Raw genomic sequence first — 13808 nt, forward strand, 5'->3', positions numbered from 1 at the left:
TTCTCCTTCAGGATGCACGCCCTTGCCAGGTGGTCCGGCGGGCTCGAATCTCATGCTAATGTTGTTCCTCGGTTGCCCGCCCCTCAGGGGAAGGCCACTACGCACCTCTAGCTCAATCGGCAGAGCAACTGACTCTTAATCAGTGGGTTCTGGGTTCAAGTCCCAGGGGGTGCACGGAATCCTGGATCCCTCGTGGTTGAAGCTTCGCTTTTTCCCCGGGGGATTCCTTCGTGTTGGTCTGGTCCGCTCCGCGGACGTGCGGCGAGAGTGTCTCGGGGGAGTGCTGCTCCCGCCGCGGAGGGCGGCATCGCTTCGCTCGCCTTGTGCGGGGGCGTCGCAACTTCGCTTCGCTCGTTGCGCGAGGGGCGGGGACGACGGCCAGCGCAGATGGGGCCGGGCTCAATTCGATACGAAGAGCCCGGACCCCGCCGACAGGGGGATGTCGGCCGCCACAGCGTAAGCCTCCCCGATGGGTGCACCAAGGGAATGCGCTTACCGACAGCGCCTGCTCGGTGAATACTGGTTGTCTGGGGTCGTCGGCTCGTGCTCGACCCTGACAGGACCTGCTCTCGCGGGTCGGGCGTGCCACGGGTGAGGTTCTGGAATGGGTCGGCTGGTGTACGGCGGGGAGCAGATCGAGTTCGACGACCGAACCCTCCTGCATCTGCAACTCCTCGTCGCATCGAAGCTGCAACGGCACGAGTGCTTCTTCCTGAACTGGCGCGTGGCGGCTCAGCTTGGTGGCGGACGCGCCAGCATCTGGCTCGCGGCCGGCGTTCCCGTCGCCTTCCACTTCGACTCGGCGAACCCCGGCCCGGTCAACACCCGGTGGCTGTCCGACATGACGAAAAGCCCCAGCTCCGACGCGGGGCCATTCGTCGTCGTCGAGCCCGAGCCAGCCCCGACCGACTCTCCCACTGAAGGGACGGACGGCTAGTCGTCGCTCGGCCGGGCTTCGTGGTGGGGGCGGCCGTGCGTGCGCCGCTCCTCCTTCATCTCCGCCTCGAACAGGTGGCGGCGGCCGCCGACCAGGTCGTCGCGAGCCGTCTGCTCGAAGTCCCTGACCGTGGCGTAATAGCCGTCGTCGTAATCCTCGACGACCTGGAAGGTCCATCGGCCGTGAATCACGTTGCGGCCGATCACGTCGGTGCGGAGGTGTTCCGCCAGCTCCTGCTGCCCTGCCGCATCCAGGAGGTCCGCGGCCTCGCCGAGCGCGAGATCGGCGCGGCCCGTCAAGCGGTGGAATCCGTACAGAAAACCCCTGGCCTGCTCGACGACCTCGAGGGCCTCGGAGAGCTTGCCGAGAGCCTCGACGGTCTCGTCGGTGACGCCCGCGGGGCGAGTGTGTGCCTCATCCGGGCGGTCGTCCGACGATGACAAGCCGTCTGCCCCTACGACCGGCGGACGCCGAGGGTCATGCCCCGCGCCCGGTCTTCTGCTGGAGTCGTTCGATGTGCTCGCTCGCCTCGGCCTTGGTCATCTCGGCCGGGAGCTCTTCGCCGGCTTCGCGGGCCAGCGTGTCGAGGTAGCTCTTCTGCGCCGCCGTGATGGGTTCGTCGCCAGTGACCCAGTCCTCGGGGTCCTTCGACGCCGGATTGGCAGGATCGGGTGCGGACCCGCCGAGCGTCTCACCGGTCGGGACGTCATCGCTGTGAACGTCGGCGGTGGTCTCTTCGGCGGGGTCAGGCTGGCTGTAGGTCATGCCCGGCACCGTACGCTCCAGCGACCGACCCGCCCGGCGCTTGTACCCCTGGGCGGTGGGATCAGTGCAGCAGAGAGACCGCCCGCGAGATGACGAGGCCCAGCAGGATGAACCCGCTGGCCGACTCCAGCGCCATGAGCGCCTTCGCGCGGGTGGTGAGGGGCATCGTGTCCGTGGGGCTGAACGCCATCGAGTTGGTCAGCGACAGGTAGAAGTAGTCGAAGTACGACGCGACCCAGCCGGTCTTGTCGGCGGAGCCCGAGGCGACCTCTTCGACCGCGTCGGCGTCTTCGTCCTGCGGGAACCGGAAGTCGGCGACGGGCATGTTGCGGCGTGCGACGTGCCGCCGGGTGACCGGCCCGCCGCGGTCGAGCTCCCAGTAGACGAGCGCGAACGCGATGATGCCGGTGAGCCAGACCTGGAGGGCCGCGAGCAGGAGCCGCGGCCCGTCGCCCGACGACCCGGTCACGAGCAGCACGACGAGCTGCACCAGGGCGGCCGTGTTCGCGGCCGCGAGCAGGAACGCCTGCCCCGACGACACGTATTTCGACCACCGCGTCTCGCGGTGCAGCCGCTGCGGGTTGACGATGAGCAGCGGGATCAGCAGGAGCAGGCCGACACCGGCGACCGTGTACCGCACCGGGGCGAAGAAGGTGCTGGGCAGCGTGACGTAGAGCGCGAGGGCGACGAGGAGCGCGACGATCGCGGGCAGGCGATGCTCGTCGCGGTGGCGCTGGAGTCCGAGCGACGCGACGCGGCTCCTGCGCGCGCTGGTCGCCGCACCGCGGTTGGCGTTGACGGCGCGGGGCGCGACGCCGCGCCGACTGGCACCCCGCGGTCTCGACACCAGGTCAGTCTGCCGCGGCGATGCTCCGAGCGGGTACAGGCGCGCACCCGCTCTCGACTCCAGCGGGGCGCGCAGGGGCGTGACCTGTCGACCGGATGGGGCACATCGCAAGTGAACCTGTGCTCGACATATCTGGCCGAGGGGATAGTCGGGAGCAGGTCGGTATCGCGCCGCACCTGCACGACCTCACCCGAAGGACACCATGTTCGAACACTTCGAGACACCCGAACAGATCTTCAGCTTCAAGCTCGGCGCCGCTCTCACCATGGAGAAGGACACCCTCGACATGTTGGCGGAGTTGGAGGCGACCACGTCCCGCCCGGAGCTGAAGCAGCTGTTCAGCGAGCACGCCGCCGAAACGCGTCAGCAGATCGCGAACATCGAGAAATCGTTCGAGCTCCTCGGCGAAGAGATCGTCGAGCAGCCCTCACCTACGACGAAGGGGCTCGCGAAAGAAGGAAGCGCGGGGATCAAGAAGACGGACGCGAGCATCGTCGACGCGATCCTGCTCTCCGGTGCCGTCGAGACGGAGCACTACGAGATCGCCGTGTACGAGGTGCTCGTCACGAACGCCGAGGCTCGCGGCGCGTCCGAGGTCGCGGCTCTGCTGACCGAGAACCTGAAGCAGGAGGAGGCGGCGTTGGACAAGGTCAAGGCTGCGGCGAAGACCATCTCGACCGAGGGCATCGCCTACCCGGTCGCAGCCGGCAGCTAGTTCGACCCCGGCGGACGGCGAGGTCGGAGTCGCCGGCCTCGCCGTCTCTCGCTTTCACGATGCGCAACCGATGCGCGTCAGCACCGAACAGACGTTGCGGTTGCAACGCAGAACTGGAGCATCATGCCCGAGATCACCGCCCACCACGGCCTGTTCCGCAACACCGACCTGCACGTCGACGACACCGGCGGAGACGGTCGTCCGATCGTCTTGATCCACGGCTGGCCGCTCTCGGGCGAATCGTGGAGGCTGCAGGTGCCGGTGTTCGTGGAGGCCGGCTATCGGGTCGTCACCTACGACCGGCGCGGCTTCGGGCGCAGCGACAAGCCGAAGACCGGATACGACTACGACCACCTCACCGACGATCTGCACGCCATCGTCGAGGCTCTCGACCTGACCGATGTGACGTTGGTCGGATTCTCGATGGGCGGTGGCGAGGTGGCCCGCTGGTTCGGCAGATTCGGCACCGAGCGGCTTCGCAGCGTCGTGTTCGCGTCCGGTGTGCCGCCCTACCTGATGCAGGGATCCGGAAACCCCGACGGCCCGCTGACGAAGGCGCAGGCCGCCGAGATGACCGCCGCCCTCACAAAAGACGAAGACGCGTTCTACGACGACTTCATCACCCAGTTCTATTCGGTCGACGGGGTGCTGAAAGTCACCGAGGAAGACCGGCAGGAGGCCATCGCCCTGGCGAAGCAGGCGTCGAAGGTCGCCGCTCTGGAGGCGATGGCAGCGTTCGCGACCACGGACTTCCGCGACGACCTCGCCAAGGTGACCGTGCCGACCCTGGTCATCCACGGCGACAGCGACGGCGTCGTCCCCCTCGAGGGCTCGGGCGCGCGTACGCACGCAGCGATCGCCGGGTCGGAGCTGTACGTCGTCAAGGGCGCCCCGCACGGCGTCACCGTCAGCAACACCGAGGAATGGAACCGCGCCGTCCTGGAGTTCCTCGGCAGATAGCGGAGAGTCATGAGCCTGCATCCAAGCGACCAGTGCGCCTTTGGTGATCTCACTACGCGGTCTCCGACGAATGGGAACAGTTGTGACCACCAGGCTCAGTTCGCCTCCGCAGGGGCACGGCCGGAGGCATAGGGGCAGCGAGGTCACCGGTGTCGCGGATGTCGTAGGCCACTGCTCGGGTACAAGCGATGCGGGCTCTGTCAGCGACCCGCGCCTAGCGTGAAGCGACGTCACGGCAACCGCCGCCCATCACGAGGAGTCATATGCCTGCCAGGATCGCCGTCGTCACCGGAGGGACCGCGGGTCTCGGCCGCGCCACCGTGCGCGAGCTCGCCCACCGGGGGTGGGATGTCGCGATCCTGGCCCGTGGGGAGAACGGCCTGCAGGGTGCTGCGGCCGACGTGATGCGCGAGGGGCGTCGGGCGCTGCCGCTGTCGGTCGACGTCGCCGACAACGCCGCGGTCGAGGCGGCCGCGGCCCGCATCGAGGAGGAGCTGGGCGAGATCGACCTGTGGGTGAACGATGCCATGGTCGGCATCTTCGGAGAGTTCCTCACGACCGACCCGGACGACTTCCAGCGGGCCACCCAGGTCACCTACTTCGGCTTCGTGAACGGCACGCGCGCGGCGCTGAAGCGCATGGTGCCGCGCGATCGCGGCCACGTGATCCAGATAGGGTCGGCGCTGGCGCACCGGGGCATCCCGCTGCAGGCCGCCTACTGCGCGTCGAAGCACGCGATCACCGGGTTCACCGAGTCGGTGACGACCGAGCTGATCCACAACAGGAGCAGCGTGCGGATCTCGCAGGTCGACATGCCGGCGATGAACACGATCCAGTTCAACTGGGTGAAGTCGCAGCTGCCCGACCACCCGCAGCCGGTGCCGACGATCTTCCAGCCCGAGACCTGCGCCCGCGCCGTCGCCGATGTCGCCGACAAGCCGCGCCGTCGTAGCTGGATCGGCGAGCCGACCGTCATGACGGTGCTCGGCAACCGGTTCGTGGCCCCGTTCCTCGACGTGTACCTGGCGAAGACCGGCTACTCGGGCCAGCAGGCGCCCGACAAGAAGGAGCCCATGCTCCCCACGAACCTCTACGAACCGGTGGCCGGAGACCACGGTGCCCGTGGCATCTTCAGCGACCAGGCGAAGGAGACGAGCCCGCAGATCTGGTACACGCAGCATCGCGCCGTGTCGTACGCCGCCGCGGTCGGTGCGGCCGCCGCCGGCGTGACCGCGCTGGTGGGAGCGTTCCGGAGGCGCGGGTGACCGACGACGCCGTCGTGGTGGGTGCGGGGCCCAATGGGCTCGCCGCCGCCGTGATCCTCGCCCGCGCCGGCCTCTCGGTGCGAGTGCTCGAGCGCAACGACACGATCGGCGGTGGTGCGCGGACCGCCGAGCTGACCCTGCCGGGTTTCCGCCACGACGTGTGCTCGGCGGTGCACCCGATGGGCGCGGCCTCGGGATTCTTCCGGCGCTTCGAATTGGACCGCAGGATCCGCATGCTCCCCCCCGATCTCAGCTACGCGCACCCCCTCGACGACGGCCGCGCGGGCCTGGCGTACCGCGATCTCCAGCAGACGGTGGTCGGCCTCGGCGTCGACGGCCGCTCGTACGAGGCGCTGCTCGGCGGCCTCGTCGACCGCGACGACCAGCTCGCGCAGTTCTCCCTGTCGACCCTGCTGCAGGTGCCTCGCCACCCGGCGACGATCGCCGCGTTCGGCCTGGCGATGCTCGACCAGGGCATGCCGTGGTGGAACGAGCGCTGGCACGGCGACGAGGCTCCCGCGATGCTCGCCGGCGTCATGGCGCATGCGATCCGCCCGCTGCCGAGCCTCTCCGCCTCCGCCGCCGGGCTGGCCCTCGCCGTTCACGCGCACGCTCGCGGCTGGCCGCTGCCCGCGGGTGGCAGCCAGTCGATCGTCGACGCGATGGCCGACGACATCCGCGCACACGGCGGCACGATCGAGACCGGTGTCGAGGTCACGAGCCTCGACGAGGTCGCAGGAGCCCGCGCAGTGATCCTCGACGTGACCGCCCGGGCGCTGGCCGTCCTCGGCGGCGATCGATGGCCCGCCTGGTACGCGCGGGCTCTCCGCCGGTTCCGCTACGGGAACGCCGCGTCGAAGGTCGACTTCGCCCTGTCGGAGCCGGTGCCGTGGCGGAACGCCGAGGTGCGGCGGTCTCCGACGGTCCACCTCGGCGGAGACCGGGCGGCGGTGGCGAGAGCCGAGCGTGAGGTCGCGCGGGGGCGTCACGCCGAGGAGCCGTTCGTGCTCGCCGTGCAGCCTGGGGCAGTCGACGAGTCGCGTGCTCCTGCGGGCAAGGCGGTGCTGTGGACCTACAGTCATGTGCCCCGCGACTCCGACATCGATCAGACCGAGGTGATCGCCTCGCAGATCGAGCGCTACGCGCCCGGGTTCCGCGACACGATCCTGGCGTCGTCGCACCGCACGGCGAGAGACCTCGAGAATTACGACCCGAACTACATCGGCGGCGACATCGCCTCGGGGGCACCGAGCGTGAAGCAGCTCATCGCCCGACCGGTGGTCGACACCGACCCGTGGCGCACCCCGATCAAGGGCGTCTATCTGGGGTCGTCGTCGACGCCGCCCGGGCCGAGCGTGCACGGGCTCGGCGGGGCGTACGCCGCCCGCAGCGCCCTCCGACACGAGTTCGGCATCACCGAGTTGCCGCACCTCGGCATCGACTCCTGATCTCCACTTTCATCACCAGCAACACCCGCATCCACTGAGAGGCACCGTCATGGCCGTCCGCCACCGCTATATCGAGGCCTCACCCGAGGCGGTCTTCGCCGTCCTCGCCGACGGCTGGCTGTTCCCCAGCTGGGTGGTCGGAGCGTCTCGCATCCGCGAGGTGGAGGACTCGTGGCCGGCGCCCGACTCTCGCATCCATCACTCGTTCGGCGTGTGGCCGGTCGTCATCGACGACACGACGTCGATCGTCACCTGGGATGCGCCCCGCCACGCGGAGTTCATCGCGCGCGGCTGGCCGATCGGAGAGGCGCACGTGATCATCGACGCTCAGCCTCGAGGCAGCGGGTGCGTCGTGCGCATGGACGAGTACGCGTCGTCCGGGCCGGGCGTGCTCGTGCCCGAGCCCCTGATGGCGGCGGCCATCAAGATCCGCAACAAAGAGGCGCTGCAGCGGCTGGCGTGGCTCGCCGAAGGCGGTGCGGCGCACGGCTAGTGGCGAAGTGGGCCCGGTCTACTGTCTGATCTCCGGCGGGAGGCCGCCGTGCTTCGGGGCGACGTGACGAAGGATGCGGTCCCATTCGGTGGCGATGACGAGGTGACCCGCTTCGGGTACGGAGACCATCTCGGCTCCTGCGATCCGCGAGCCGTACCAGCGAGCCTGCTTCTCGTCGACGGAGTCGTCGGTCGCGCCGGTCACGATCAGCGTGTCGGCGGTGACGTCACCGACGCCCGAGTGCCAGGAGGAGTCCCGGAAGGCGATGAGGTCGCCTGCGACGCCGAGGGATCCCTGCGTAGCCGCCTCGGCGACCGATCGCTCGAGGCGATGGCGAAGACCGGCGTTGGTGTCGTAGGCGGGGTCGTCGTCGGCGATGCCCACTGAAGACAGGTCTGCCCATCCGGTGTCGGCGATCTCCGTGGCGACGGCTTCGACGGAGTGGCCGGGTCGCGCGCGGAGCGCCTCGACGAGACCGGAGTGACGTTCGTCGCGGCCGGCGTGGTGTGGGGCACGCGGTGCCACGAGGGCGAGCCGATCGACCAGCTCGGGGTGACGAGCGGCGAGGGCCGCGGCGAATTCAGCGCCCGCGCCCCAGCCGATCACGCCGATCTTGCCGAAGTCGGCCTTGCTGACCTCGTCGGCCACGGTCTCGGCGGTCTGGATGTACTCGGCGACGTCGTCGGTGCGTCCGTCGATCGACGGCGCCTCGCCGAGCGGCAGCACGGCGGACGACCCGTAGCCGGGCCGGTCGAGGGTGATGAGCCTGACACCCCAGGTATCGGTGATCAGGGGGTCGGGATCGAACGCCCCCGCCATGCCAGTCGGCAGGCAGAAGACGACGAGTCGCCTCGCCAGAGCGTCACCCGATGCCGAGAATGCGACGCCGCGGCCGGAAGAGAGTGCGAAGATGCGATCGGCCATGCGGACGACGGTAGGCCGACATCGGCGTGTGCTGCCTGTGCTTGTACCCGGAGTGCGATGAAGATCGTCGGCGGGACCGCAAGGCGCGGTCGCAACCGGTGAAAACGTGTTTCAGCGTCTCCAGCCAGAAGGTCCTCAACGCCCTCTGCTGTCGCACGTCATTCAGGTGCCGCCAAGGCGTCGGGAACGCCACCGAGGATCCTCAGCAGGACAGCGACACGACGTCGGGAGGTGAACCCGAATGAGCGACCCCAAGCCCGCGAGCAACCCGGCACCGGACGTCGATCCTGACACCGGTACGGAGCCCGACGGCACCCCGGTGGAGAATCCCTCCGGTCACGGCGAACTGCGCCCGCGGCCTGACAGTTGTACCCCGAACACACGAAAGCGCGGGAACCCTGACGGGTTTCCGCGCTTCTGCTTTGTACGCCCGGCAGGTCAGGCCGGGGTGGTCGCGCTAGGCCGGGGATGTCTCTGATCGAGCGCAGGATCGGGGTCGCCCTCGGTTCGGCCACGGCGATCGCCGACTCGAAGCAGACGCTGATCTGCACCTACCTGTCGGCCTCGGTGCTGCTCGGCCTGCTGCTGAACACGCTCGCCGGGTGGTGGTGGGCCGACCCCGTCGCCGCACTCGTCATCGTGTACTTCGCGGTGCGCGAGGGCATCGAGGCGGCGTCAGCGCGCGTCACCGTTGCGATTCATGACGAGAAACGTCTTGCGACGGCACATTTCGTCGCGCGGCGAAACGGTCGGTTCGGCGTGCTCGGCGTCTCCCTACGCTGGCCTCCTCCGGTCGATGCGACTGCACCCGCAGCACAGCGTCTCGATCGGCCGACCCGCAAGGAGGCCCCGTGTCACCGTCCGATCGCTCCCGCCCCCGTCGTCGTCTCACGACGCTGCTCACCGGAATCGTCGCCTTCGCGATCGCCCTGACCGGCTGCACGGCCGCATCCGGGGCCAGCGAGGGCACGAGCTCCGGCAGCGAGACGCTGGACTGGGCGTCGGCATACCCTCCGACGAGTTGGGACCCCGTGGTGAACGGCTCGGGAGCCTCCTTCCGCGTGACGTCTCTGGCCTATGCGTCGCTCACGACGACGAACGAGCAGGGTGAGGCGGAGCCGGCGCTCGCGAAGAGCTGGAAGTACAACTCCGACGGCACGCAGGTGACGTTCACCCTGCGGTCGGGCCTCAAGTTCTCCGACGGGACGGCGCTCGACTCGACCGCGGTCAAGGACTACTTCGTGCGCGCCCAGACGCAGAAGACGTCGGCGCTGGTCGGCGAGGGCATCTCGGTGATCAAGTCGATCGACACCCCCGACGCCACCAGTGTCGTGATGAACCTGAGTCAGCCCGACTATCAGATCCCGCTGGTCGTGGCCGAGCGCGTCGGTCAGATCACGAACCCGAAGTACACGACGGCTCAGCTCGCGCAGAAGCCGGAGGGCGCGGGCCCGTTCAAGGCCGTCACGGTCGTGCCCGGCTCGAAGGCCGTGCTGGTGAAGAACCCGAACTACTGGGATGCGAAGAACATCCACATCACGAATGTCACCGTGTCGTTCGGCATCGATCCGACGCAGGTCGTCACCGGCCTGCAGTCGGGTGTCTACGACTTCGCCGACCTGGCGACGAGCCAGGCGAAGTCCGCGAAGGCCGCCGGCCTGGACGTCGTGCAACAGCCCGGGTTCAACGCCAACAACCTGAGCGTGAACACGACGATCGCGCCGTTCAACAACCCGAAGGTGCTCGAGGCGGTGCAGTACGCGGTGAACCGCGAGCAGATCGTCGACCAGGCGGACTTCGGCTACGGGACGGCGGCGTACGAGCCGTTCCCGAAGGGCTACATCGCCTACGACCCGACGTCGGCCGACGCTCACCCGTTCAGCGTGAGCAAGGCGAAGGCGCTGCTGGCCGAGGCGGGGTATCCGAACGGCTTCGCGGTGACGATGACGGTCAGCTCGACGTCGACGACGGCCGAGAACGAGCTCCTGCAGGCCCAGTTGAAAGCCGTGGGCATCGACGTGACCCTGAAGGTCGACGCGAACTGGGCGACGTCGTTCTTCGCCAAGAAGCTGCCGATCTCGACCTACGGCACCACCGGCCGCGACTCGCCGGTCCAGACGCTCCAGGCGCACTTCGGTGCCGCAGGCGCGCTGAACCTCAGCGGCAAGGACGGCGGTGCGGCCTATGACGCCGCCATCAGCAAGGCTCTGGCGACTCCGCTGACGTCGCCCGACTACCAGAAGAACATCCAGGCGGCGACGGCGGCCGGCATGGCGACCACGGGCCTGATCTTCACCGACACGGTGCCGAACCTCTTCGTGAAGACGAAGGCGGTCTCGAGCATCCCGAAGATCCCGGCCAAGATCACGTGGACGGGGGTGACGATCGGTGGGAGCAACTGACACGTCGCACGCCGATGGCCGCCGGATCGACGTCGTGCCGATTCCGGCTCAGCGTCCGCCCGCCGATGTCGATGTGCTCGTGGTCGGTGCTGGCCCGTCGGGTCTCGCCACGGCCATCGAGCTCGATCGGCACGGAGTGCGAGTCGCCGTTGTGGATCAGGCCAGCGAATTCACTCTGGTGCGCGCCGGCGCATTCAGCCATTCGCCGCGCACGGTCGAGTTCTTCCGCCGGTGGGGTCTCGTCGATCGGATCAAAGAGGAGTGGACGTTCCCGCCGGAGTGGAACCAGGGCACGCTGTTCCTCACCTCGCTCGTCGGGCACCGGCTGCAGGGCACCACGACACGCAGCTTCGCGAAGCCGGTCGGCACTCGGCACTCGTTCGAAGACCCGATCCGGCGCCCGCAGACGGTCCTGCAGAAGGTCTTCCTCGAGAAGCTGGCTTCGCGCGGCGTCGTCGTCTCGGGTGCGCAGCGGGTGACGGCGCTCGACGATCACGGCGACGGGGTCGTCACCACGGTGCAGGACGAGTCGACGGGACAGGATCATGCGATCCGGTCGCGGTACGTGATCGGGGCGGACGGCAGCCGTTCGACCGTGCGCAGCCTCGCGGGCATCACTCGCTCGGGGGAGTACGCGACCTCCCGGCACTTCCGCGTCGTCGTGCGCGTGAAAGGCGCTCTGCCGGAGAGGCTCCGCCCGTATCCGAGCGCCACGAACATCATCTTCAACCAGAGCTACACCGGGTTCCTCGCGGCGATCGACGCGACGGACTGGCGCATTCACGTCGGGCCCTTCCCGATCGACCACCGGCCCACCGACGACGAGTTCCTCGCAGCCGGCCGGTCGGCGTTCGGCTTCGACATCGACCTCGAGGTCGTGTCGATCACGCCGTTCTTCAAGAGCACGCGTCTGGCCGACGAGTTCGTGCGCGGCCGCGTGGTGCTCGTGGGCGACGCCGCGCACGTCCGAGCACCCGGCGGCAACCTCGGGCAGGGCTTCGGCGACGTCTTCAACCTCGGCTGGAAGCTCGCGGCCGTCCTCAGGGGCACGGGTGGTGACGAGCTCCTGCGCTCGTACCACGACGAGCGACACCGGCACGACGGCAGAGTCTCGGCGCACGCGCTCGCCTCGAGCATCGCGGCCGACGACCGCTGGGCGAGGGTGCGCGAGGTCGGCGTGCCCGACGACGCGGACCTCAGCGCCGAGGCCGACGGGCGCCGCGCGTCGATCGGCGCGATCATCGCGAACCACGACGGTCCGGCGATCGGCGTCGACCTCGACGAGCGCTACGACTCGTCGGGTGTGATCTGGTACGACGAGGGTCAACTCGAGTCCGACCCGGAATGGCACCCGAACCGGTACCTGCCGGAGGGTAGGCCCGCGCACCGCGCCCCGAACGGCAACATCGACCCGTACGGCGACACGCTCTACAACCGCATCGGCTCGGACACCGCGCTGCTCGTGCTCGGCCGCGACACGTCGCTCGTCGAGCCGTTCCACGCGGCAGCCAGGGAGCGCGGAATCGGCCTCGACGTCGTCTACCTCGACGAGAGCGACGCACGTCACGCCTACGGCGCGGACTTCGCTCTCGTGCGGCCGGACCATCACGTGGCCTGGCGGGGGAACGGGGAGGGATCGCCGGATCCTGCCGCCGTGCTCGACCAGACCTACGGGCGCGTGACCGTCGCGGTCGCTGCTGCCGCCGTGTAGCGGTTCGCCGGCACGTCGAGTCCGAGGTTGCCACGCAGGGTGTCGGCCTCGTACTCGGTGCGGAAGATGCCGCGCTCCTGCAGCAGGGGCACCACCTCGTCGGCGAAGCGGTGGAAGTCGCTCGGCAGGTTCTGCAGCAGGATGACGCCGTCGAGGCCGCCCTCGGCCAGCCAGAGCTCGAGCGTGTCGGCGATCGTCTCGGCCGTGCCGACGAACGGCGACGGGGGAGCGGCCGTGAAGTGCAGCACCGTCTCGCGAAGCGTCAGGCCGTTTTCGGCGGCGTGCCGCTTGATCGCGCTCGACTGCGTGCGTCCGCTGCGGTCGCCGAGCTCGCCCAGGTCGGGGAACGGCGCGTCGTAGTCGTACTGCGTGAAGTCGTGCCAGCCGAACGATCGGCTGAAGGCGGCGAGGCGGCGGTCGAACGGCTTCTCGTCGGCGATGGCCTGCTCCCGAGCCCGTGCCTCGCCGACCGTGTCGGCGATGATCGGGTTGATACCGGGCAGGATCAGGATGTCGTCCGCACGACGCCCCGCCGCCACAGCCCGTGTCTTGATGTCGGTGTAGAACGCCTTCGCCGCCTCCAGGTTCGGGGCGAACGTGAAGATGGCCTCGGCGGTCTCGGCTCCGAGATCTCGGCCCTCCGGTGAGTTGCCGGCCTGGAAGATCACCGGCTGCCCCTGCCTCGAGCGAGTGATGTTGAGCGCGCCCTCGACGTCGAAGTGCTCGCCGTGGTGGTCGACCTCGTGCCGTTTCGAGTGGTCGACGAACTGCCCGGTCTCGCGGTCGTAAGGGAACGCGTCGTCTTCGTACGAGTCCCACAGCTCCTGCACCACCCCGACGATCTCGTGCGCCCGGCCGTAGCGCTCGGCGTAGTCGTAGTGCTGCTTGCGGCCGTAGTTGCCGGCCGTGCCCTCATCCTGCGTGGTGACGACGTTCCAGCCGGCGCGGCCGTGGCTGATGAGGTCGAGCGAGGCGAAGCGGCGGGCGACGTTGAACGGCGAGTTGTACGACGACGAGACCGTGCCGACGAGTCCGATCCGCGAGGTCACCATGGCGACGGCGCTCAGCAGGGTGAGGGGTTCGAGTCGCGCGAGGTAGTGCGGCGGCGAGTCGTTGGTGATGTACGTGCTGTCGGCGATGAAGAAGAAGTCGAGCTTCGCGTCTTCGGCGATGCGGGCCCACTCGACGTACTTCTCGACGCGCAGACCGGCGTCGGGCTCGAGCTCGGGGTTCTGCCAGAGCGAGTACTGGCCGGGTCCGCCGACACCGTGGTACGCCGCGCCGATGTGAAGCTGCCTGCCCATGCGAGATCCTTTCGAAGCCGGTTCTTCCCTCAGCATC

Annotated in this window: 13 protein-coding genes, 1 tRNA gene and 1 pseudogene; 10 read left to right on the forward strand and 5 right to left on the reverse strand. The window is 68.9% G+C overall.

Annotated features, from left to right (window positions below):
* Positions 1-101 precede the first annotated feature (101 nt).
* Together C8E83_RS01855 and C8E83_RS01860 are read left to right on the forward strand one after the other, a co-directional pair.
* A tRNA-Lys gene (locus C8E83_RS01855) sits at positions 102-174 on the forward strand.
* 430 nt (positions 175-604) lie between these two features.
* Complete coding sequence (locus C8E83_RS01860; protein ID WP_147430049.1) at positions 605-937, forward strand: DUF7882 family protein; 333 nt, start codon at positions 605-607, stop codon at positions 935-937.
* Here C8E83_RS01860 and C8E83_RS01865 read toward each other — a convergent pair.
* The 3 genes from C8E83_RS01865 to C8E83_RS01875 all read right to left on the reverse strand — a co-directional run bounded on the left by C8E83_RS01865 (position 934) and on the right by C8E83_RS01875 (position 2549).
* Complete coding sequence (locus tag C8E83_RS01865; protein ID WP_121368166.1) at positions 934-1380, reverse strand: hypothetical protein; 447 nt, start codon at positions 1378-1380, stop codon at positions 934-936. The two genes, C8E83_RS01860 and C8E83_RS01865, sit on opposite strands and share 4 nt — an antisense overlap.
* Before the next feature lie 34 nt (positions 1381-1414).
* Positions 1415-1702: a DUF3072 domain-containing protein gene (locus tag C8E83_RS01870; RefSeq protein WP_121368167.1), complete on the reverse strand. Its 288-nt coding sequence runs from the start codon at positions 1700-1702 to the stop codon at positions 1415-1417.
* A 61-nt stretch (positions 1703-1763) separates the two neighbouring features.
* Positions 1764-2549, reverse strand: coding sequence for a hypothetical protein (locus C8E83_RS01875; protein ID WP_245981352.1), 786 nt, complete (start codon positions 2547-2549; stop codon positions 1764-1766).
* Positions 2550-2751: 202 nt separating this feature from the next.
* On the opposite strand from C8E83_RS01875, the gene C8E83_RS01880 reads away from it, so the two are divergent.
* The 5 genes from C8E83_RS01880 to C8E83_RS01900 all read left to right on the forward strand — a co-directional run bounded on the left by C8E83_RS01880 (position 2752) and on the right by C8E83_RS01900 (position 7430).
* The gene (locus C8E83_RS01880; RefSeq protein ID WP_121368168.1) at positions 2752-3264 is read left to right on the forward strand and encodes a DUF892 family protein; all 513 of its coding nucleotides are present in this window, start codon (positions 2752-2754) and stop codon (positions 3262-3264) included.
* A 123-nt stretch (positions 3265-3387) separates the two neighbouring features.
* Positions 3388-4224 (forward strand): alpha/beta fold hydrolase, encoded by an 837-nt coding sequence (locus C8E83_RS01885; protein WP_121368169.1) that lies wholly within the window; start codon positions 3388-3390, stop codon positions 4222-4224.
* Between the two features lie 263 nt (positions 4225-4487).
* Positions 4488-5489, forward strand: coding sequence for an SDR family oxidoreductase (locus C8E83_RS01890; RefSeq protein ID WP_121368170.1), 1002 nt, complete (start codon positions 4488-4490; stop codon positions 5487-5489).
* A complete protein-coding gene (locus tag C8E83_RS01895; protein WP_121368171.1) occupies positions 5486-6937 on the forward strand; it encodes a phytoene desaturase family protein in 1452 nt (483 codons plus the stop codon). Before C8E83_RS01890 ends, C8E83_RS01895 begins: the two co-directional genes overlap by 4 nt.
* 49 nt (positions 6938-6986) lie before the next feature.
* The gene (locus C8E83_RS01900) at positions 6987-7430 is read left to right on the forward strand and encodes an SRPBCC family protein (protein ID WP_121368172.1); all 444 of its coding nucleotides are present in this window, start codon (positions 6987-6989) and stop codon (positions 7428-7430) included.
* An 18-nt stretch (positions 7431-7448) separates the two neighbouring features.
* On the opposite strand, the gene C8E83_RS01905 is transcribed toward C8E83_RS01900, so the two are convergent.
* Positions 7449-8354 carry an alpha/beta fold hydrolase gene (locus C8E83_RS01905; protein WP_121368173.1) on the reverse strand — a complete coding sequence of 302 codons (906 nt, stop codon included), beginning with the start codon at positions 8352-8354 and terminating at the stop codon, positions 7449-7451.
* A 462-nt stretch (positions 8355-8816) separates the two neighbouring features.
* On the opposite strand from C8E83_RS01905, the pseudogene C8E83_RS01910 reads away from it, so the two are divergent.
* From C8E83_RS01910 to C8E83_RS01920, 3 genes and pseudogenes are all read left to right on the forward strand, one after another.
* A pseudogene (locus C8E83_RS01910) lies at positions 8817-9026 on the forward strand (cobalt transporter); the annotation flags it as partial.
* A 179-nt stretch (positions 9027-9205) separates the two neighbouring features.
* On the forward strand, positions 9206-10756 hold the full coding sequence (locus C8E83_RS01915; RefSeq protein ID WP_121368174.1) for an ABC transporter substrate-binding protein: 1551 nt from the start codon (positions 9206-9208) through the stop codon (positions 10754-10756).
* Positions 10743-12467 carry an FAD-dependent oxidoreductase gene (locus C8E83_RS01920; protein WP_121368175.1) on the forward strand — a complete coding sequence of 575 codons (1725 nt, stop codon included), beginning with the start codon at positions 10743-10745 and terminating at the stop codon, positions 12465-12467. The genes C8E83_RS01915 and C8E83_RS01920 overlap by 14 nt, the downstream gene beginning before the upstream one ends.
* Here the strand turns inward: C8E83_RS01920 and C8E83_RS01925 are convergent.
* Complete coding sequence (locus C8E83_RS01925) at positions 12425-13771, reverse strand: LLM class flavin-dependent oxidoreductase (RefSeq protein ID WP_121368176.1); 1347 nt, start codon at positions 13769-13771, stop codon at positions 12425-12427. The two genes, C8E83_RS01920 and C8E83_RS01925, sit on opposite strands and share 43 nt — an antisense overlap.
* Positions 13772-13808: the final 37 nt, after the last annotated feature.

This window comes from Frondihabitans australicus (assembly GCF_003634555.1).
GTDB lineage: Bacteria > Actinomycetota > Actinomycetes > Actinomycetales > Microbacteriaceae > Frondihabitans > Frondihabitans australicus.

Excerpts from the sequence above, each read along its gene's own strand:
- C8E83_RS01860 (WP_147430049.1), top strand. The coding sequence starts at position 605 with ATGGGTCGGCTGGTGTACGGCGGGGAGCAGATCGAGTTCGACGACCGA.
- C8E83_RS01870 (WP_121368167.1), bottom strand. The coding sequence starts at position 1,702 with ATGACCTACAGCCAGCCTGACCCCGCCGAAGAGACCACCGCCGACGTT.
- C8E83_RS01880 (WP_121368168.1), top strand. The coding sequence starts at position 2,752 with ATGTTCGAACACTTCGAGACACCCGAACAGATCTTCAGCTTCAAGCTC.
- C8E83_RS01885 (WP_121368169.1), top strand. The coding sequence starts at position 3,388 with ATGCCCGAGATCACCGCCCACCACGGCCTGTTCCGCAACACCGACCTG.
- C8E83_RS01890 (WP_121368170.1), top strand. The coding sequence starts at position 4,488 with ATGCCTGCCAGGATCGCCGTCGTCACCGGAGGGACCGCGGGTCTCGGC.
- C8E83_RS01900 (WP_121368172.1), top strand. The coding sequence starts at position 6,987 with ATGGCCGTCCGCCACCGCTATATCGAGGCCTCACCCGAGGCGGTCTTC.
- C8E83_RS01905 (WP_121368173.1), bottom strand. The coding sequence starts at position 8,354 with ATGGCCGATCGCATCTTCGCACTCTCTTCCGGCCGCGGCGTCGCATTC.
- C8E83_RS01925 (WP_121368176.1), bottom strand. The coding sequence starts at position 13,771 with ATGGGCAGGCAGCTTCACATCGGCGCGGCGTACCACGGTGTCGGCGGA.